Below are 18,272 nucleotides of genomic sequence, written 5' to 3'. Positions count from 1 at the left end.
CCCCATCATCTATGTCGAGGATTCGTCGTCTGCGCGGGTCCGGCCGGAAACAAAGGCCGGAGACTAGTCAGGAACCCGAAACCGCCGTCGACCCGGACGGCGCCGAGGCGACGGCCGAGGATTCTTCGGAATCGGAGGTCGGAGCCGTCCAGGCTGGCACCGAGGCGACGGCCGAGGATTCTTCGGAATCGGAGGTCGGAGCCGACCAGGCCGGCACCGAGGCGACGGCCGAGGATTCTTCGGAATCGGAGGTCGGAGCCGACCAGGCTGGCGCCGAGGCGACGGCCGAGGATTCGCCGGGAACCGAAGATACTGCGGGAACCGAGGAATCGCCGGGAACCGAGGATTCGCCGGAAATCGAGGAGTCGCAGGAATCCGAAGCCGCCGCCGTAGTCGAGCGGGGCCCGTCACGTGTCGGTCGGAGATGGCTGGCCGGAATCAGCGCGGCGCTTCTGCTGCTCGCCGGCGGTGTCGGAACCGGCGGCTACTTCGCGCTTCGCGCGCACCTGCAAAGCCAAGCCCAGGCGCGCAGCAACACCGCGGCGCTGCAAGTGGCCAAGGATTGCGTGGCGGCGACGCAGGCGCCGGACCCCAGCACGATGAGCGCCAGCGAGCAGAAGATCATCGATTGCGGCACCGACCAATTCCGCTCCCAGGCGCTGCTGTACACCAGCGTGTTCGTGCAGGCCTATCAAGCCGCGAACGTGCACGTGCAGGTGTCCGATATGCGGGCCGCGGTCGAACGCAACAACCCCGACGGCACGGTCGATATCCTGGTCGCACTCCGCGTCAAGGTGGCCAACGATCAGGCCCAGGCCCAGGAAACCGGCTACCGCCTGCGCGTGCGAATGGCGTTCTCGGAAGGCCAGTACCGAATCTCAAGGCTCGACCAGGTGACGAAGTGACGGTGGTGGTCGACGAGAAACGCAGCACGGCGGCCATCCCCGAGTCACCCCCAGTTGGCTTGGCGCCCTGGCACATTCGCGCCGCCGCGTTCGCTGTTGATGTCCTGCCGGGTGCCGCCGTATTCGCGACGATGGCCTTGGTGTCGTTCACCGTGCCGGCACGCGGCGCGTGGTGGTGGGTGTCCGTGTCCGTCCTTGGCGCGGCGATCCTGCTGACCTTGGTCGACCGATTGCTATTGCCGGCCATCACCGGCTGGAGTTTGGGACGCGCCCTGTTCGGCATCGCGGTGTCGGGGTGCGACGGCACGCCCACCGGTCCATGGCGGCTACTGGTCAGGGACCTCGCCCACCTGCTCGACACGGCGGGGGCGCTGGTGGGATGGTTTTGGCCGCTGTGGGATTCGCGGCGCCGCACGTTCGCCGACATGCTGGTGCGCACCGAGGTCCGCCTCGTCGACCCGGACAGGCGGCCGGCGGGGGTCCGGCGGTGGAGCGCAGTGGCGGTGCTGAGCGCCGCGGGCATTTGCCTGGCCGGCGCGGGGCTCAGCTACGCGGTGGGGTATGCGCAGGATCGGGCGACCGATCGGACGCGCGCGCAAATCGCGGTGCAGGGACCGAAGATCGTCGCCCAGATTCTGACGTACGACCCGAACACGTTGGAAGACGACTTCAAGCGCGCCCTGTCGCTGGCCACCAATAAATACCGCGGCGAACTGGCCGCGCAGCAGGACGAAGTCAAGAAGGGCCAACCCGTCAGTAACGAATACCGGTCGATCGACAGCTCGATACAGTCTGCGTCGCCGGATCGCGCGACGATGCTGCTGTTCATGGACGGTCGCCGCGGTGCGCCGCCGAACGAACGCATCATCACCGCGACGCTGCGGGTGACCTTTGTCAAAGACCGCGACGACCAGTGGCGCGTCGACGCCCTAGACGTGCTGGCCAAGCCGAAGCCCCCGGGGACCCGAAAATGAGTCCGCGCCGCAGGTTTCGGCCCGGCGAGGATTCCCTGCTCGTAGCGCAGGCCCTGCAACCGCGGCCGTGGGGGTTACCCGTCGCCGCCGCGGTCGCCACACTGGTCGCGGTGCTGGCGATCGCGCTGTCCACGCTGTCGCTCGTGTCGCATGTATCCCGGGACAACGCGACGCACAAGGATCAGCAGGCGATCGGCTACGTGAAATGGTTCATGGAGATGTTCACCTCCGTCGACCCGTATCACGCCAACGAGTACGTCGACAAAGTGCTGGCCCAAGCCACCGGCGACTTCGCCAAGCAATACACCGACCAGGCGAACCAGATCCTGTTCCAGGTCGCCAGAGCCGAACGAGCCACCGGCACGGTGCTCGACGCCGGCGTGGAACGGTGGAACGACGACGGCAGCGTCAACATATTGGTGGCCACCGACGTCATCTCCAAGTCCCCGGACGAAAAGCAAGTATTCGAGAACACCAATCGTTGGACGGCGACGGCCAGGCAGGAGGGGAATCAGTGGAAGATCAGCAACCTGGCTCAGGTGATCTGACCGTAGAGATCCGCGACGACGAACCCGAGGTCGGAGAAGCCACCGAAGCCCCGTCGGCTGACGCGGCCGCTGAAACCGCGGACGTAACAGAGGAATCCGACGCAGGGTCCGACGACGCCGCCGACAAGGATCAGGGGGACGCTCCCGCCAGGAAATCGGTGAGCAAGCGGTTCGTCGCGCTTGTCGCCGTCGCCGCGGCCTTGTTCGTCGGGTCCGCGGCGTTCGCAGGCGCGACCGTGAAGCCATACCTGATCGACCGCGCCACTGTCGCAACCAAACTCAGAGTGGCGCGGACCGCCGCCAATGCGATAACCGCGCTGTGGAGCTATACGCCGGAGAACATGGATACCCTCGCCGATCGCGCATCGACCTATCTCAGCGGTGATTTCGAAGCCCAGTACCGCAAATTCGTCGACGCGATAGTGGCACCCAACAAGCAGGCCAAGATCACCAACAGCACCGAGGTCACCGGCGTGGCGGTCGAGTCGCTGGACACCCCGAATGCCGTCGCGATGGTGTACACCAATACCACGTCCACCAGCCCGCTGACCAAGAACATTCCGTCGTTGAAGTACCTCTCCTACCGGCTGTTCATGAAGCGCATCGACGGTCGGTGGTTGGTGACCAGGATGACGACCGTGACGTCGTTGGATCTGACGCCGCACGACTGACCGCCCGCATGGCCCTAACTTCGCCGGTATCCGAGCGGCTGACCGTCGCAGCGCTATTGCTGCTGACGTTTGCCACCGGTCTGGCCGACGCGATCAGCATCCTGGTGCTCGGGCATGTGTTCGTGGCCAACATGACAGGCAACGTCATCTTCCTTGGCTTCTGGCTCGCCCCGAGCACCAGCATCGACCTGACCGCCGTCGTGACCGCCCTGCCTACCTTCGTTTGCACGACCATAGTCAGCGGTCGGATGTTCCGGCACTTCGGTGAGCGGACACGCCGCTGGATCACCACTGTGCTGGCCATCGAAATCGTGTTGCTGGTGGCGCTGTCGGTCCTGGCCGGCACGGGTGTGCTGTCCTATCACGACGACACCAAACTCATCATCATTGGCGTGCTCGCGGTGACGTTCGGTCTGCAGCATTCGAGCGCCCGCCAGTTCGGGATCCAGGAACTGTCCACCACGGTGTTGACCTCGACGATCGTCAGCCTCGGCCTGGACAGTCATCTGGCCGGTGGCACGGGTGCGCGCGAAAAACTGCGCATCAGTGTCGTTTTCACCATGTGCGCCGGCGCCTTTCTGGGCGCGACGATGTCGCGCTTCGTCGTCGCTCCGGTGTTCGCGGTGACCGCGGCCGTGGTCGCCGCCAGTATGCTGATCTTCCGCTTCGGGCCGCGAAGTGAGCCCGATCCCGTGAGCGCCTGAGTTGCCGCCGAGTCTGCGGTGGTGGCGCCGAGTCTGCGTCTGGGGCTTAGGTTGGGCGGATCTTCCCGCCCTGAGCGCAGTTTCGATCGATGAAGATCGCTTGCGGCCGAATCTAATTGAACGCGAGCCAGCTGGGCAGGGCACGCTCGTGCGAATCGCAGAGCACCTGGCGCGTGTCACACGATCCCCTGGGTGACCCGGCGCCGGCCCACATGCCGCCGGTGTCGCGCCGCAGCACGATTGCCGACGAGCCGCCGCCGTCGAGCAGGATTGCCGTGTCGCTACCCAACCCGCGGAACAGGTCCTGAATGTTGTCGGGCGTGTAGCTGCCACCCTCAAAGATGTACATCTCGTCTTTCTGCTTCGAGTAGGCCAGCGCCGTTCGCGCCGCACTGGGGCCGCCGTCGTTGAGCTGGCCGGTTTTGCCGGGTGACAACAGCCCAATGCCCGACACCGCGACAAATCGTTCGTCCTTGTTGACCAGGTCCGTGATCACGGGGGTGGCTTCGTCGTAGTCGTCTCTGCCCCTGGGGCGCAACACATATGGCGCGCCACCGGCGGGCAGGATCATCGTCGTCAGCGACGACCAGCTTTCCCCACCGCCGGAGAGGCCTTGCTTGCCGGGGTAGGCGATGGTGCCGGTGACCGCCATGTTGGCGCGGCCCTGCCCGTGTGTGTTGTCCACGAAGGCACCCAGCGGGGAGCTGCAGCCTGTCGTGCGCCACGCGCCGCCCTTCTGCCCGCGCACGTCGAAGAAGTTGGCGTTGATCGCGATCGTCGGCTCACCCATTCGCTGCCAGGCCTGCAGCGGCGCGTACAACTCGGACGCCTGCATCAACCCTTCGCTCGTCCGCGCGCCGGGGTTGTTTTCGCAGCGAGCCTGGTCACCCTGGTGGCTGTCCACCAGCAGATGCGGTTCAAGCCGCTGCGCCGCATTCTTGATGATCATCAGGTGCCCGCCGTTGTCGCCCTCGTACCAGCCGCCACCGGCGTTGAGCATGGGCATGGGGTGACCGGCGCCGAAGTTGTAGACCAGGTAGGAGCCCTTCGTTCCGGCGATGGCGGCTTCGAGCATCTCGCGTCCGTCGGCTGCCCGCGCGACCGGCGGTCCCGAGGTGCTTGCCAGCGTCACGCAGACGGCCACGGCGGCGCAGCACGCCGCCAGCCGCCGCAGCCCGGCGAGTGGTGAGCGCACGGTAGCCCCTTCGGCCCGGATCCGGATGTAACTACCTCAGAATCAGTCACATCTGTCACACTGTCAACTTTAGTAACAGGCGCGTGACGGTTGAGCCGCAGTCGAATTACGTTTGCTCGCTTGAGCTTTCGGCTTCGCGCTCGGGATCGGGATCAAGCTCGGGCTCGGGCTGGGGCTGACGCGCCTTTTCGCGCTGATGCTGCGCCTGGTGTTCCACGGCGATTGCCATCTCGATCGCCCCCTGAATCCGGTGGAATCCCTTGCGGTCGTACAGATGCGTGATGATGCCGCCCACCAACAGGCCGATCACCAGTCCGATCGACGTCATCAGCAAAGCCTGGGACAAACCGGCGTCCGCGTGACCGTCCAGGTACACCAGCGAGCGCACGCCAAGAAACACCTGATGCATCGGCTCGAATTTGGCCAACCAGCCGAAGAATGGCGGCACCGCCTCGAGGGGGACCGTGGCACCCGCTGACGGCAACCCCAGGATGACGAACACGAGCATGCTGAACAGCATGCCCATCGAACCCAGCACCGCGATGAGAGAACTGGACGTGATGCCCACGGCGCTGATCGCGAACACCCCGAAGAGCCACAAATGCCACGCGTGGTCGATCGGCATGCCCAGTCCGTGACCGATCGCCATGTAGAGCGCCGACGTGATCAGCGCCAGCGTCACCATCAGCGCCCATTTGACGAGCAGTGTTTGGAACCGGGAAATGCGCACCTGTTCGGCGAAGCGATACACCGGGCCGTATTCGGCCGGTACATAACCCAGCATCGAGTCCACCAGCGTGCTGACCACGATGCTGCCGGTAAAGCCGGCCAGCAGCAGCAGCAACGAATAGTAGAAGGCCGACAGCCCGTTGCCGGTGCCGTTGGGCAGCGGCTTGTACACGGTGGTCTTGATGTCGATGGGACTCGCGAGCGTCAACGCCGCCGCGCCGGCAACCGGCGTGTCGGCGGTCTGTGCGGCGACCGATTCCGAAAGCTGTTTGCCTACTTGCGCATTGACCTTCGCCGCCGCCAGGTTCAGGGTCTGCCCGGCAATGCTGGAGCCCAGGGTGCCGGCGCGCTGATTGGTGAAAATCGCGATCGAAGGCCGTTCCGCGCGCGTGGGCATCACCGAGCTCTCGCCGAGGTCCTGAAGCCGCGACGAGAAGGACGGTGGGATCACCATCTCGCCGTATACCTGGGCGGTGTCCAACTGCCGCTGGGCCTCGTCGTGCGAAACCACCCGGATGTCGAACTTGTTCTTGTCCAGCTCAGGGCTGGCGGTCATGCCCTCGACAATTTTTGCGCCCCATGGCCCGGCGTCCTCGTTCACCACCGCGATGGGGAAATGCCGGAGGTTGGTGGTCGGATTCAGGATGCCGCCCAGGTACAGCGCGGCCAGCGCCGACATCAAAGCCAACGTGGCCACGATCGGGGCCGCCCAGAACCGCACGGTCCGAATGGCTTTGATGTTGTGCTTGGGGTTCGGCGCAGCGTGTCGCGGTTGCGATTGGGACATGCGGGCTCCTGTCTGTCGTGCCCACTCTATGACGTTCAGGCGCCCAGTTTTGCGTGCATCTCCCAGATCAGGACCTCCGAGGGCTCCACGGCGGCCAGCCGCCGCCCCTCGGCATCGGTGAACCGGACCGCGTCGCCCGCTTCGAGTTCGCCCGCCGCCTCCAAGGTGAGTCGCCCCCGTGCGACGAATAGATGCAGGTAGGGCGCCATCGGAAGGATGGCGGTGCCCCCCGGCGACAGCCGCGCCCCGTGCAGCGCGGCGTGGCGGTTGTGCAGCGTGATGGCCGGGTCGTGCCCGGGCACCCCGGAGGCGATTGTGACCAGGCCGCCGCTCAACTGGTTGTCGTGAATTTCGTTCTGCTGGTAGGCCGGTGTGATACCGGTCTCGTCCGGCGCGACCCACATCTGCACGAAATGCACTGGCTCGGTTGACGAGTCGTTCCTCTCCGAATGCAGTATGCCGCTGCCCGCCGACATCCGTTGGGCCAGGCCGGGGTGGATGACCCCGCGATTGCCGGCCGAATCCTGATGTGTCAGTTGGCCACTGAGCACCCAGGTGACGATCTCCATGTCGCGGTGGGAGTGAGTCTCGAAACCTGTGCCCGGTTCTACGCGGTCGTCGTTGTTCACCAGCAGCAACCCGTGGTGGGTGTTGCCGGGATCGTAGTGATCGCCGAACGAGAACGAGTGGCTGGACCGCAGCCAGGAGGTAACGGTGACGGCGCGGTCGGCCGCACGCCGTATCTCCACGGTGGCAGGCATTTTTCTAGAGTAATGCGGTCAGCAGTCCCTGGGCGTGCCGCAGGGCGGCGTCGAGCTCCGCCAGCGTCAAGCCAACCGAGCCACCCAGATGGATCTCAATCTGGTACTCCGGCTGGGCATCCCGGCCGAAAATCGGCAGGACGACGAATTCCGTTGCCGCCAGCTCCGTTTCGAGCACATCGGTGACCGACCGTAGCGTCACCATCGTCATCAGCGCGGTGACCTGGCGGGCCACCTGCGCGGTCGGTTCGAACGACGCCAGCACGCCGGTCAGTCGGTGGTGCAGCGACTGATGGTTCTCGTCGAACCGCCAGGCGCCGTAACCGCGGACCCGGATGTGGGCCAGCACCCGTTGGTGCTGCGCGATCTCGGCGCGGCCCAGCCGGGGCATGACCCGGCGCAGCCAAGCCTGGACGAAGTCGTCGTCCCGCCAGGCCATCGCGACCAATCCGAACGGCGGATCGATGGGGAAGCGCTGACCGACAGCGCGCTGACCTTCGGCGCCGTGGCCGACCGCATCGACCGTGATCAGATGTCGCTCGCCGATCCTCGACATCGAACAGCCCGCACCGAGCGTGTCGTGCAGGAAGCTCAGCGCAGCACGCCCTCGGTCCAGCAACGGAAACTGCGTCCGCAGTCCGTGCACCAGCCCGAACAATCCGTCACCGAGCGCGTAATGGCGATCCTCGCGGCGGGCCACCCAGGCGCGTTTTTCGAGTTCGGCCAGCACCAGCGCACAGGTCGAGGTGCTGATCCCGCAGGCCCTGGCCAGTTCGGCCGAGGTCCGCCCGTTCGGCGCCGCCGCCAGCGCGGTGAGCAGGTCCATCACCCGGGCGGTCGGGGGCGACTTGGTGGTTGACGCCTCCACGACCGGCTCCTTACCATTCGTCCAAAATGTGAGTCATGCGGTCCTAATATTAGGACACATAGCGGATGGTGGGACGACGTCATGCTCAAGGTCGGACTGTGGGGACCGGGCTCGATGGGTCTGATCGCGCTGCGTGGGGTGATCGATCATCCGGAGCTGCAACTGGTCGATCTCGTCGTGCACAGCGATGCCAAGGCGGGCCACGACGCCGGCGAACTGTGTGGGGCCGGGCCGGTGGGCGTGGCGGCCACCCAGGATCCGGCGGCCATGCTCGCCGGCGACGCGGACGTGGTGGTCTACGCCGCCGGCGCCAACCTGCGCCCGTTGCAGGCCGTCGAGGACATGGTGTCGATCCTGCGAGCCGGCAAGAACGTGGTGTCGTGTTCGGTGGTGCCGCTGGTGTTCCCCGACGCGCTCGACGCGGCGTTCACCGGGCCGTTGCGCCAGGCCGCGTTGGACGGCGGTGTGTCGTTCTTCACCACCGGCATCGACTCCGGGTTCGCCAATGACGTTCTGCCGCTGGTGCTTACGGGGGTCGCCCGGGTGATCGAATCGGTTCGGGTGACGGAGATGTTCAACTACGCCACCTATCCCGACAGGTCGGCGGTCTACGAGATACTCGGGTTCGGCAAGCCGCCGGAGTTCACCGCGTTCGCGGCGACGCCCGGTGTGTTCACCTTCGGCTGGGGCCCGGTGCTGCACCAGCTCGCGGCCGGGCTGGGCGTCAAGATCGACCACATCGACGAGACCAACGAACGCATCCCGGCATCCGAGTCCTTCGACACGCCCACCGGTCGCATCGAGGCCGGGACCATCGCGGCAATGCGTTCGACGCTGACCGGATATGTCGGCGGGACAGCCACTTTCGTCCTCGATCACGTGACGCGGATGCGCGACGATATCGCGCCGGACTGGCCGCAACCCCACATCTCCATCGCCCCGAAGGACCTCGGCTACGGGTTGGCGTCCGGCCGTGGGCTCTATCGCGTCGAGATCGAGGGTTCCCCGAGCATGCGGTGCGAATTCGAGATGGCCGACGACCACGACCATGACCTGGGTGCGCGGATCGCGGGCGCGTCGCGCATGGTCAACGCGATACCCGCGGTGTGCGCGGCCCCGCCGGGTCTGCTGTCCGCGCTGGATATGCCGCTGGTTACTGGGGCCGGTCTAGTCGGGCAGGTCAAGGGACCGCCCCCGGACAGCCGCCTGTTCTAGTCCTGGGCCCCAATGTGGTGGCCGCGCGGCGAGATTGCCGTGGGGGTTGTGGTCGGCCGCGGATCACGACCCTGGCGGCAATCTCGATGGGCTAAAGCCTCGGGCAGGCCGAGCCGTTGACCTACCTTTAAGCTGCCCCTCATGGCTACGACCCGCACTGAACGGAATTTCGACGGTGTGGGCGGCGTGCGCATCGTCTACGACGTATGGACGCCGGACTCCCCGGCGCGTGCGGTGGTGGTGCTGGCCCACGGCCTGGGTGAGCACGCCCGCCGCTACGACCACGTCGCGCAGCGGTTCGGCGAGGCCGGGTTGGTCACCTACGCGCTGGATCACCGAGGCCACGGCCGCTCGGGTGGCAAGCGCGTGCTGGTGCGGGACATCACGGAGTACACCGCCGACTTCGACACGCTGGTCGGCATCGCCAAGCGCGAACACCCCGGCCTCAAGTGCGTCGTGCTGGGCCACAGCATGGGCGGCGGCATCGTCTTTGCCTACGGCGTGGAGCGCCCGGACAACTATGACCTGATGGTGCTGTCCGGACCGGCGGTGGCCGCCCAGGAGGTGGTGTCGGCGCCGATGGCGTGGCTCGCCAAAGTCCTGGGCGCGCTGATACCCGGGGTCCCCGTGCAGGAACTCGACGTCGACGGCATTTCCCGCGACCCGGCGGTGGTGGCCGCCTACAAGAATGACCCGCTGGTGTACCACGGCAAGGTTCCCTTCGGCATCGGGCGGGCGCTGCTGCAGGTGGGCGAGACCATGCCGCAGCGGGCACCGGCATTGACCGCGCCGCTGCTGGTGGTGCACGGCGCCGACGACCGGTTGATCCCGGTCTCGGGCAGCCGCCGACTAGTGGAGTGTGTGGGAGCCACCGACGTCGAACTGAAGGTCTACCCGGTGCTCTATCACGAGGTCTTCAACGAACCGGAGGGCGACCAAGTGCTCGCCGACGTGGTCACCTGGATCAATAAGCGGTTGTGAGCGGCTGTCACCGAGATGTCGTACCACTCCCGTAGTTTGGCGCTATGACGGATTACAAGATGGCGAGCGACGACAAAACGCTGGCGCGCATCGCCGCCCTGTTGCGCCAGGCCGAAGGCACCGACAATACGCACGAGGCGGACGCGTTCATGACCGCCGCGCAGCGGTTGGCGACGGCATCATCGATCGACCTGGCGGTGGCCCGGTCGCACGCGGCCAAGCGCACGGCGGCGCAAGTCCCCACCCAGCGCACCGTCACCATCGGCAGCGCGGGCACCCGGGGGCTGCGGACCTACGTGCAGCTCTTCGTGGTCATCGCCGCCGCCAACGACGTCCGCTGTGATGTGGCGTCGAACTCGACGTTCGTCTACGCCTATGGATTCAGCGAGGACATCGACACCACCCACGCCCTGTATGCCAGCCTGGTGGTCCAGATGGTGCGGGCCTCGGACACCTATCTGGCCTCGGGGGCGCACCGGCCGACGCCGACGATCACCGCGCGGCTCAACTTCCAGCTGGCGTTCGGCGGCCGGGTCGGCCAGCGCCTGGCCGAGGCTCGCGAGCAGGCCCGCAGCACGGTCGCCAAAGATCGGGACCGTGCACCGGGCACCGCTATCGCATTGCGGGACAAGGAAATCGAGCTGCGTGACCACTACCGTAGCGCGTCCAAAGCGCGTGGCACCTGGCGGGCCAGCAGTGCCACGGCCGGGTATTCATCGGCCGCGCGGCGCGCGGGGGACCGCGCGGGGCGGCGGGCGCGGCTCGGCAGCAGCCCGGAGCTACCCGGGGCGCGGACCCGGCTGAGCCGGTGACGGTTGGGGGATTCAGCTCCACGGGACTCGCAGCGGTCCAAAGTGTATGCGGCCGAGGATTTCGTCCGCACGTTGTTCGACCGCGCCGTCGAACGCGAGTCGCCGTCGCTGGAGTTCTTCGGCACCCAGTTGACGCTGCCGCCGGAAGGCCGGTTCGGTTCGGTGGCGTCGGTGCAGCGCTATATCGACGACGTGCTGGCCCTGCCGGCGGTGCGGCAGCGCTGGCCGGCGGCCTCGAGGCCGCGTGTGCGTCCCCGCCGCGCCGCGACCGCGGCGCATTACGAAAACCGTGACGGCGCAGGCACCATCGCGGTTCCCGACCATGACACCGCCGACTGGGCGATGCGTGAGCTGGTGGTGCTCCATGAGGTGGCCCATCACCTGTGCCAGGCGCAGCCGCCACACGGCGCGGAATTTGTGGCGACGATGTGCACATTGACCGAGCTGGTGATGGGCCCGGAAGTCGGCCACGTGTTGCGGGTGGTGTACGCGAAGGAAGGGGTGCGATGAGTCGGTCCGGGGACGCCGACGCCCGTGCCCGCGAGATCGAGGCCCAGTTGACCGATGACGAGCGGTTCGCGCTGCTGGTCTGCGTGATGGGGCATGGCGAGATGTGGCCGCTGCGCGACGAGCGCATCCCCGACGGCGTCGCCTCCAGCGCCGGTTATGTGCCGGGCATTGCGCGCCTTGGCATCCCGGCATTACGCATGAGCGACGCGGGGCTCGGTGTGACCAACCCCGGCTACCGTGCGGGTGACACCGCCACCGCGCTGCCGTCGGGCCAGGCCCTGGCCGCGAGCTTCAACCCGGCGTTGGCCCACGCTGCCGGCGCGGTGATCGGCCGCGAGGCGCGCAGCCGCGGATTCAACGTGCAACTGGCCGGCGCGATGAACCTGGCGCGCGACCCGCGTAACGGCCGCAACTTCGAATACCTTTCCGAGGACCCACTTTTGACCGCGGTGATGGCGGCGGAATCGATCAACGGCATCCAGCGCCAGGGTGTCATCTCCACCACCAAGCACTTCTGCCTGAACTGCAACGAAACCAACCGGCACTGGCTGAACGCGGTCATCGATCCCGACGCGCACCGCGAATGCGACTTGCTGGCCTTCGAAATCGCCATCGAGCGCTCATCACCCGGCGCGGTCATGACCGCGTATAACAAGGTCAACGGCGACTATGCCGCGGACAACGACGTACTGATCAACGACGTGCTGAAGGGCGCCTGGGGATACCGCGGCTGGGTGATGTCGGACTGGGGCGGGACACCGGGTTGGGAGTGCGCGCTGCACGGCCTGGACCAGGAGTGTGGCGCCCAGCTCGACGCCGTCTTCTGGCAGTCGGAGGCGTTCAGCGATCGCCTGCGAGCCGCCTACGCCGACGGCAGGTTGCCCAGGCAGCGCCTTGCGGACATGGTCCGGCGCATCCTGCGCTCGATGTTCGCGGTCGGAATCGACCGCTGGGACGCCTGGCCCGAACCGGATATGGCCGCGCACAACGAGATTGCGCTGCAAGTCGCCCGCCAGGGAATAGTGCTGCTGGCCAACCGCGGGGTGCTGCCCCTGGCGGCCGATTCCGCGGCGCGCATCGCCGTCATCGGTGGCTATGCCCACATGGGTGTGCCGACCGGTTGCGGGTCGAGTGCCGTCGTTCCGCCGGACGGCTACGCGGACGTGATCCCGATCGGTGGCGCGGGCCTGATGGGCGGGATGCGCAATCTGTACTTACTGCCGTCCAGCCCGCTGGACGAGCTGAGAAAGCAACTTCCCATGGCGCACATCGAGTTCGATCCCGGCATCAGTCCCGCCGAGGCGGTGCTGGCGGCGCGTCGGGCGGACGTCGCGATCGTGTTCGCGGTCCGCGTCGAAGGCGAGGGCTTCGATATCGCCGACCTGTCGCTCCCGTGGGGGCAGGACGCGGTGATCGCCGCCGTCGCGGCCGCCAACCCGAATACCGTCGTGGTGCTCGAGACCGGAAACCCGGTCGCCATGCCGTGGCGCGACTCGGTGAACGCAATCGTTGCGGCATGGTATCCGGGCCAGGCCGGCGGGAGGGCCATCGCGGAAGTCCTTGTCGGCCAGGTCAATCCGTCTGGCCGGCTGCCGATCACCTTCCCGGTCGATCTGGAGCAGACCCCCCGTCCGGAGCTGCCCGGGCTCGGCGCCCCGTGGGGAACACCGACCACCATCCACTATTCGGAAGGAGCAGACGTCGGGTACCGCTGGTTCGCGCGGCACGGCCGTAGCCCGATGTTCGCGTTCGGTCACGGCCTGTCCTACACCGGCTTCGAGTACACGGACATGGTGGTGGCCGGCGGTGACACGGTCACCGCCGGATTCACCGTCGTCAACGTCGGCGATCGTGGCGGGACAGACATCCCGCAGGTGTATCTGGCGGCCGCCCCAGGCGGGCGTCGGTTGCGGTTGTTGGGGTTCGAGCGGGTCGAACTCGACCCCGGTCAGTCCCGCCGGGTGAGCCTAAAAGCCGATCCGCGGCTGCTGGCCCGCTACGACGGCAGCGCCGGCCGGTGGCGCATCGAGCCGGGTGGATACACCGTGGCGGTGGGTTCCTCGGCGGTCGCTCTCGAGCTCACAGCCGAGGTCGAACTGGCGGGGCGTGCGTTCGGGCGCTGAGGGGCGCATCCGAACGCACGCGGCCAGCCGGGCCTACTGGACTGGGACCAGTTCGTCGCCGCAGGTGCAACGGTACGCCTGGGTGGCTTCGGAGCAATGGCATGGGACCTCGATCCGAACGCGACAGCCGCAGCCGTCGTGACCACAGCTCAACAGGGTTCCAGCGTCGTGAGTTGCCATTTGTACCGCCTTCGTATGGGTCGGGGACCGAAGTCCGAATGGTTAGCGCGACTCGCACTGTATACCCCATGGGGGTATTAGGTAAATGAAGCGGGAGAATTTGGGGCGGTTTCAGCACTCGCCTAGCCTGGGGGCATGGCTCACGAACCAACTCCGCAAGATGTCGACGCGTTCCTGGACAGCACGCTGGTTGGGGACGACCCGGTGCTGTCGGCGGCGTTGGTGGACAGCGATGCCGCCGGGTTGCCCCGCATCGCCGTATCCGCGCAACAGGGCAAGTTCCTGTCGCTGCTGGCCGGCGCGATGCAGGCGCGCCGCATCCTCGAGATCGGCACGCTGGGTGGCTTCAGCACCATTTGGCTGGCACGAGGCACGGGCCCGCAGGGTCGGGTCGTGACGCTGGAATACGAGCCCAAGCACGCCGAAGTCGCGCGGGCCAACCTGCAGCGGGCCGGTGTGGGCGATCGGGTGGAGATCAAGGTCGGTGCCGCTCTAGACACATTGCCGACGGTGCACGACGGCCCCTTCGACCTGGTGTTCATCGACGCCGACAAGGAAAACTACGTCGCCTACCTCGAATGGGCGATCCGGCTGTCGCGTCCGGGCTCAGTCATCGTGGCCGACAACGTCGTTCGGGAAGGCAGGGTGCTCACGGCGGAGGATGGTGCGGCCCACGCGGTCCAGGAGACGCTACGGGTGATGGGCGAGCACCCCCGGTTGGAGGCCGCGGTGATCCAGACGGTGGGGGCCAAGCGTTGGGACGGTTTCGCGGTCGCGTTGGTGCGCTAGTTACGTCCTGTAGCGGCGAGCGTCAGCCGCAGACCGCGCCACCCGAGGCCGAGCCGACGAGCTTGACGTACTTGGCCAGCACTCCGGTCTTGTAGCGCGGTGGTGGGGGAGTGAAATCCTTTTGGCGAGAGGAGAATTCGTCGGCATCGCCCAGCACGTCGAGGGAATGGCCGGCGACGTCGAGCCGGATCCGGTCGCCGTCGCGCAGGAAGGCGATCGGTCCGCCGTCGACGGCCTCCGGGGCGATGTGTCCCACGCACAGGCCGGTGGTCCCACCGGAGAACCGGCCGTCGGTCAGCAACAGCACGTCCTTGCCCAGTCCCGCGCCTTTGATCGCGCCCGTGATGGCGAGCATTTCGCGCATCCCGGGGCCGCCCTTGGGGCCTTCGTAGCGGATCACCACCGCGTCGCCCTTGGTGATGGTGCCATCCTCGAGGGCGTCCAGCGCGGCCCGTTCGCCGTCGAAAACCCTTGCCGTGCCTTCAAACACGTCGGAGTCGAAGCCCGCCGACTTGACCACCGCGCCGTCGGGGGCCAGCGAACCGCGCAGAATCGTGATCCCGCCCGTCGCGTGGATCGGCTTGTCCAGGGCGCGTAACACCTTGCCGTCCGGGTCCGGCGGGGCGAGCGCGGCAAGGTTCTCGGCCAGCGTCTGGCCGGTCACGGTCAGCGCGTCGCCGTGCAGCAGACCCGCATCCAGCAGCGCTTTCATCACCACCGGCACTCCGCCAACGTGGTCGACGTGCGACATCACGTGGCGGCCGAACGGCTTCACGTCGGCCAGATGCGGCACCTTGGAGCCGATCCGGCTGAAGTCGTCGAGCGACAGCGCGACATCGGCCTCGTGCGCGATGGCCAGCAGGTGCAGCACCGCGTTCGTCGAGCCGCCGAAAGCCATCACCACCGCGATCGCGTTGTCGAACGCCTCCTTGGTGAGGATGTCGCGTGCGGTGATGCCGCGCCGCAGCAGTTCGATGACGGCCTGGCCGCTGCGGCGGGCGAACCCGTCGCGGCGGCGGTCGGTGGCCGGCGGCGCCGCGCTGCCCGGCAGCGACATGCCCAGTGCCTCGGCGGCGCTGGCCATGGTGTTGGCGGTGTACATGCCGCCGCAGGCGCCCTCACCCGGGCAGATCGCGCGCTCGATCGCATCGACGTCTTCGCGGGACATCAATCCCCGCGAGCACGCGCCCACCGCCTCGAAAGCATCGATGATGGTGACCTCGCGCTCGCTGCCGTCGGAGAGCTTGGCCACCCCCGGCAGGATGGAGCCCGCGTAGAGGAACACCGCGGCCAGATCGAGACGGGCTGCGGCCATCAGCATTCCGGGCAGCGACTTGTCACATCCGGCCAACAGCACCGAACCGTCCAGCCGTTCGGCCTGCATGACGGTCTCGACGCTGTCGGCGATGACCTCGCGCGAGACCAGCGAGAAATGCATCCCCTCGTGACCCATCGCGATGCCGTCGGACACCGAGATCGTCCCGAACTCGAGCGGGTAGCCGCCGGCGGCGAACACGCCCTCCTTGACAGCCTTGGCCAGGCGATCCAGCGAGAGGTTGCACGGGGTGATTTCATTCCACGACGAGGCCACGCCGATTTGGGCCTTGGCGAAGTCTTCGTCGTCCATGCCTACCGCGCGCAACATGCCGCGGGCGGCGGTCTTTTCCAGGCCATCCGTGACGTCACGACTGCGGGGTTTGATATCAGCGACCACGCGTCCAAGTATGCGCGAGGCGCCATCGTCGCCAAAATCATTTATCATACCCCGTAGGGGTATACGCTTAGGTTTGGCGGCGCCGGGGCGCTGGGAGCTTTTGGGAGAGGATCTGGCCACGCGATGACACCGACACGCGCGACACACGGATATACCCAGCAGAAGGACAACTACGCGAAGCGGCTGCGTCGTATCGAGGGTCAGGTGCGTGGCATCGCGCGGATGATCGACGAGGACAAGTACTGTATCGACGTCCTGACCCAGATCAGCGCCGTCAACAGCGCCCTCCGATCGGTGGCGCTGAATCTGCTCGACGAGCACCTGGGGCACTGCGTCACCCGCGCGGTGACCGAGGGCGGCGCCGAGGCGGACGGCAAGCTTGCCGAAGCGTCGGCGGCCATCGCGCGCCTGGTTCGCTCCTGATTTACGCGTGTTGACGGCTGGGGCCGTCGCCGGGGTGCGTACGGTAAGGGGCATCGCGCATACGACATCGCACCCTTCAAGGCCTCGAGTCATGACTGCCGAAATTGGATCCACCGCCTCCGCCACCCGCGCGTGGACACCGCGGGTCGCCACGCAATTGACCGTCCTGGCCGCCGCGGCCTTCATCTACGTCACCGCCGAGATCCTGCCGGTGGGCGCGCTGTCGGCCATCGCGCGCGAGCTGCACGTCAGCCTGGTGTTGGTGGGCACGCTGCTGACCTGGTATGCGCTGGTGGCGGCGTTGACGACCTTTCCGCTGGTGCGCTGGACGGCGCACTGGCCGCGGCGGCGGGTGCTGATGCTCAGTCTGGCCTGTCTGACCGTGTCCCAGCTGATCTCGGCGTTGGCGCCCACCTTCGCGGTCCTGGCCGCCGGGCGGGTGCTGTGCGCGGTCACCCATGGGTTGCTGTGGTCGGTGATCGCCCCGATCGCCACGCGGCTGGTGCCGGCCAGCCACGCGGGGCGCGCCACGATGTCGATCTACATTGGGACCAGCCTGGCCCTGGTGGTCGGCAGCCCGCTGACGGCGGCCATGAGCCTGATCGTGGGCTGGCGGCTGGCCGCGGCCTGCGTGACCGTCGCCGCGGCCGTGGTGACGGTGGCGGCCAGGCTGCTGCTGCCCGACCTGGTGCTCAGCGAGGACCAGCTCAAATACGTGGGGCCGCGGGCGCGCCACCACCGCAATCGGTCGCTGATCATCGTGAGCTTGATCGCCATGATCGGCGTCACCGGCCATTTCGTCTCCTACACCTACATCGTGGTGATCATTCGTGAAGTCATCGGCGTCCGCGGCGCCGACCTGGCCTGGGTGCTGGCCGCCTACGGCGTCGCCGGCGTGATCGCGGTGCCCATGGTGGCGCGGCCGCTGGACCGCCGGCCGAAGGGTGCCATCATCTTTTGCATTGCCGGGCTGACGTCCGCGTTCGTGCTGCTGGCCGGGCTGGCGTTCGGCGCTAGCCGATCCACGACCACGACGCTGCTGGTCGGCACGGGCGCGATCGTGCTGTGGGGGGCCATGGCCACCGCGGTGTCGCCGATGCTGCAGTCCGCGGCGATGCGCACCGGGGCCGACGACCCCGATGGGGCTTCGGGCATGTACGTGACGGCGTTCCAGGTGGGCATCATGGCCGGTTCGCTGGGCGGCGGTTTGTTGTATGAGCGCAGCATCGAGCTGATGCTGGCCGCGTCGGCGGGGTTGATGGGTGTCGCGCTGATCGGCATGGCGGCCAGCCGCCGCTTGTTCGAGGCCCCTGCGCCCGCTTGCGGCGATTCGTAACGCCGCAGCTCAGCGGGCCGAAATCCAGCGCGGGGCGACCGCTGAAG

Annotated in this window: 18 protein-coding genes and 1 pseudogene; 13 read left to right on the top strand and 6 right to left on the bottom strand. The window is 67.3% G+C overall.

The genetic code is table 11. The features are described from left to right. Positions 1-380: 380 nt before the first annotated feature. The 5 genes and pseudogenes from JO236_RS22465 to JO236_RS02085 form a co-directional block, all read left to right on the top strand. Positions 381-905: pseudogene (locus JO236_RS22465) on the top strand (Mce protein); the annotation flags it as partial. Beyond that, positions 902-1,879: an RDD family protein gene (locus tag JO236_RS02100; protein ID WP_293324067.1), complete on the top strand. Its 978-nt coding sequence runs from the start codon at positions 902-904 to the stop codon at positions 1,877-1,879. The pseudogene JO236_RS22465 and the gene JO236_RS02100, both read left to right, overlap by 4 nt. After that, positions 1,876-2,427, top strand: coding sequence for a mammalian cell entry protein (locus JO236_RS02095; RefSeq protein WP_293324064.1), 552 nt, complete (start codon positions 1,876-1,878; stop codon positions 2,425-2,427). Before JO236_RS02100 ends, JO236_RS02095 begins: the two co-directional genes overlap by 4 nt. After that, positions 2,394-3,098 (top strand): hypothetical protein, encoded by a 705-nt coding sequence (locus JO236_RS02090; protein ID WP_293324061.1) that lies wholly within the window; start codon positions 2,394-2,396, stop codon positions 3,096-3,098. The genes JO236_RS02095 and JO236_RS02090 overlap by 34 nt, the downstream gene beginning before the upstream one ends. 8 nt (positions 3,099-3,106) lie before the next feature. Next, positions 3,107-3,802: a YoaK family protein gene (locus JO236_RS02085; protein WP_293324059.1), complete on the top strand. Its 696-nt coding sequence runs from the start codon at positions 3,107-3,109 to the stop codon at positions 3,800-3,802. A 112-nt stretch (positions 3,803-3,914) separates the two neighbouring features. On the opposite strand, the gene JO236_RS02080 is transcribed toward JO236_RS02085, so the two are convergent. The 4 genes from JO236_RS02080 to JO236_RS02065 form a co-directional block, all read right to left on the bottom strand. After that, positions 3,915-5,024 (bottom strand): phosphodiester glycosidase family protein, encoded by a 1,110-nt coding sequence (locus JO236_RS02080; RefSeq protein ID WP_293324075.1) that lies wholly within the window; start codon positions 5,022-5,024, stop codon positions 3,915-3,917. A gap of 79 nt (positions 5,025-5,103) precedes the next feature. Then, the gene (locus JO236_RS02075) at positions 5,104-6,513 is read right to left on the bottom strand and encodes a YhgE/Pip domain-containing protein (protein WP_293324057.1); all 1,410 of its coding nucleotides are present in this window, start codon (positions 6,511-6,513) and stop codon (positions 5,104-5,106) included. 35 nt (positions 6,514-6,548) lie between these two features. Next, positions 6,549-7,274, bottom strand: a complete 726-nt coding sequence (locus tag JO236_RS02070) for a pirin family protein (protein WP_293324054.1) — start codon at positions 7,272-7,274, stop codon at positions 6,549-6,551. Positions 7,275-7,278: 4 nt separating this feature from the next. Continuing rightward, on the bottom strand, positions 7,279-8,100 hold the full coding sequence (locus tag JO236_RS02065) for a MarR family transcriptional regulator (RefSeq protein WP_293324073.1): 822 nt from the start codon (positions 8,098-8,100) through the stop codon (positions 7,279-7,281). A 123-nt stretch (positions 8,101-8,223) separates the two neighbouring features. Here JO236_RS02065 and JO236_RS02060 point away from each other — a divergent pair, with 123 nt between their 5' ends. The 5 genes from JO236_RS02060 (at position 8,224) to JO236_RS02040 (ending at position 13,783) form a co-directional block, all read left to right on the top strand. Next, entirely contained in the window at positions 8,224-9,357 is a 1,134-nt protein-coding gene (locus tag JO236_RS02060) for a dihydrodipicolinate reductase (protein WP_293324051.1), read from the top strand. A gap of 141 nt (positions 9,358-9,498) precedes the next feature. Beyond that, on the top strand, positions 9,499-10,338 hold the full coding sequence (locus tag JO236_RS02055; RefSeq protein ID WP_293324049.1) for an alpha/beta hydrolase: 840 nt from the start codon (positions 9,499-9,501) through the stop codon (positions 10,336-10,338). A 59-nt stretch (positions 10,339-10,397) separates the two neighbouring features. Continuing rightward, entirely contained in the window at positions 10,398-11,150 is a 753-nt protein-coding gene (locus JO236_RS02050; protein WP_293324070.1) for a DUF2786 domain-containing protein, read from the top strand. Positions 11,151-11,153: 3 nt separating this feature from the next. Further along, positions 11,154-11,660, top strand: coding sequence for a TIGR04338 family metallohydrolase (locus JO236_RS02045; protein WP_293324046.1), 507 nt, complete (start codon positions 11,154-11,156; stop codon positions 11,658-11,660). Next, positions 11,657-13,783 carry a beta-glucosidase gene (locus JO236_RS02040; RefSeq protein WP_293324043.1) on the top strand — a complete coding sequence of 709 codons (2,127 nt, stop codon included), beginning with the start codon at positions 11,657-11,659 and terminating at the stop codon, positions 13,781-13,783. Before JO236_RS02045 ends, JO236_RS02040 begins: the two co-directional genes overlap by 4 nt. Positions 13,784-13,816: 33 nt before the next feature. Here JO236_RS02040 and JO236_RS02035 read toward each other — a convergent pair whose 3' ends face one another. Continuing rightward, positions 13,817-13,963 (bottom strand): metallothionein, encoded by a 147-nt coding sequence (locus JO236_RS02035; protein ID WP_293324040.1) that lies wholly within the window; start codon positions 13,961-13,963, stop codon positions 13,817-13,819. Positions 13,964-14,098: 135 nt separating this feature from the next. On the opposite strand from JO236_RS02035, the gene JO236_RS02030 reads away from it, so the two are divergent. Further along, positions 14,099-14,752 carry an O-methyltransferase gene (locus tag JO236_RS02030; protein ID WP_293324037.1) on the top strand — a complete coding sequence of 218 codons (654 nt, stop codon included), beginning with the start codon at positions 14,099-14,101 and terminating at the stop codon, positions 14,750-14,752. A 22-nt stretch (positions 14,753-14,774) separates the two neighbouring features. On the opposite strand, the gene ilvD is transcribed toward JO236_RS02030, so the two are convergent. Next, entirely contained in the window at positions 14,775-16,466 is a 1,692-nt protein-coding gene (ilvD, locus tag JO236_RS02025; RefSeq protein ID WP_293324035.1) for a dihydroxy-acid dehydratase, read from the bottom strand. 123 nt (positions 16,467-16,589) lie between these two features. Here ilvD and JO236_RS02020 point away from each other — a divergent pair, with 123 nt between their 5' ends. Then, the gene (locus JO236_RS02020; protein WP_293324032.1) at positions 16,590-16,889 is read left to right on the top strand and encodes a metal-sensitive transcriptional regulator; all 300 of its coding nucleotides are present in this window, start codon (positions 16,590-16,592) and stop codon (positions 16,887-16,889) included. Between the two features lie 91 nt (positions 16,890-16,980). Further along, positions 16,981-18,225 carry an MFS transporter gene (locus tag JO236_RS02015; RefSeq protein ID WP_293324029.1) on the top strand — a complete coding sequence of 415 codons (1,245 nt, stop codon included), beginning with the start codon at positions 16,981-16,983 and terminating at the stop codon, positions 18,223-18,225. The last annotated feature ends 47 nt before the right edge of the window (positions 18,226-18,272 follow it).

This window comes from Mycobacterium sp. (assembly GCF_019247635.1).
In the GTDB taxonomy this organism is placed as follows: Bacteria; Actinomycetota; Actinomycetes; order Mycobacteriales; family Mycobacteriaceae; genus Mycobacterium.
This window is presented reverse-complemented; position numbering and strand designations above follow the sequence as displayed.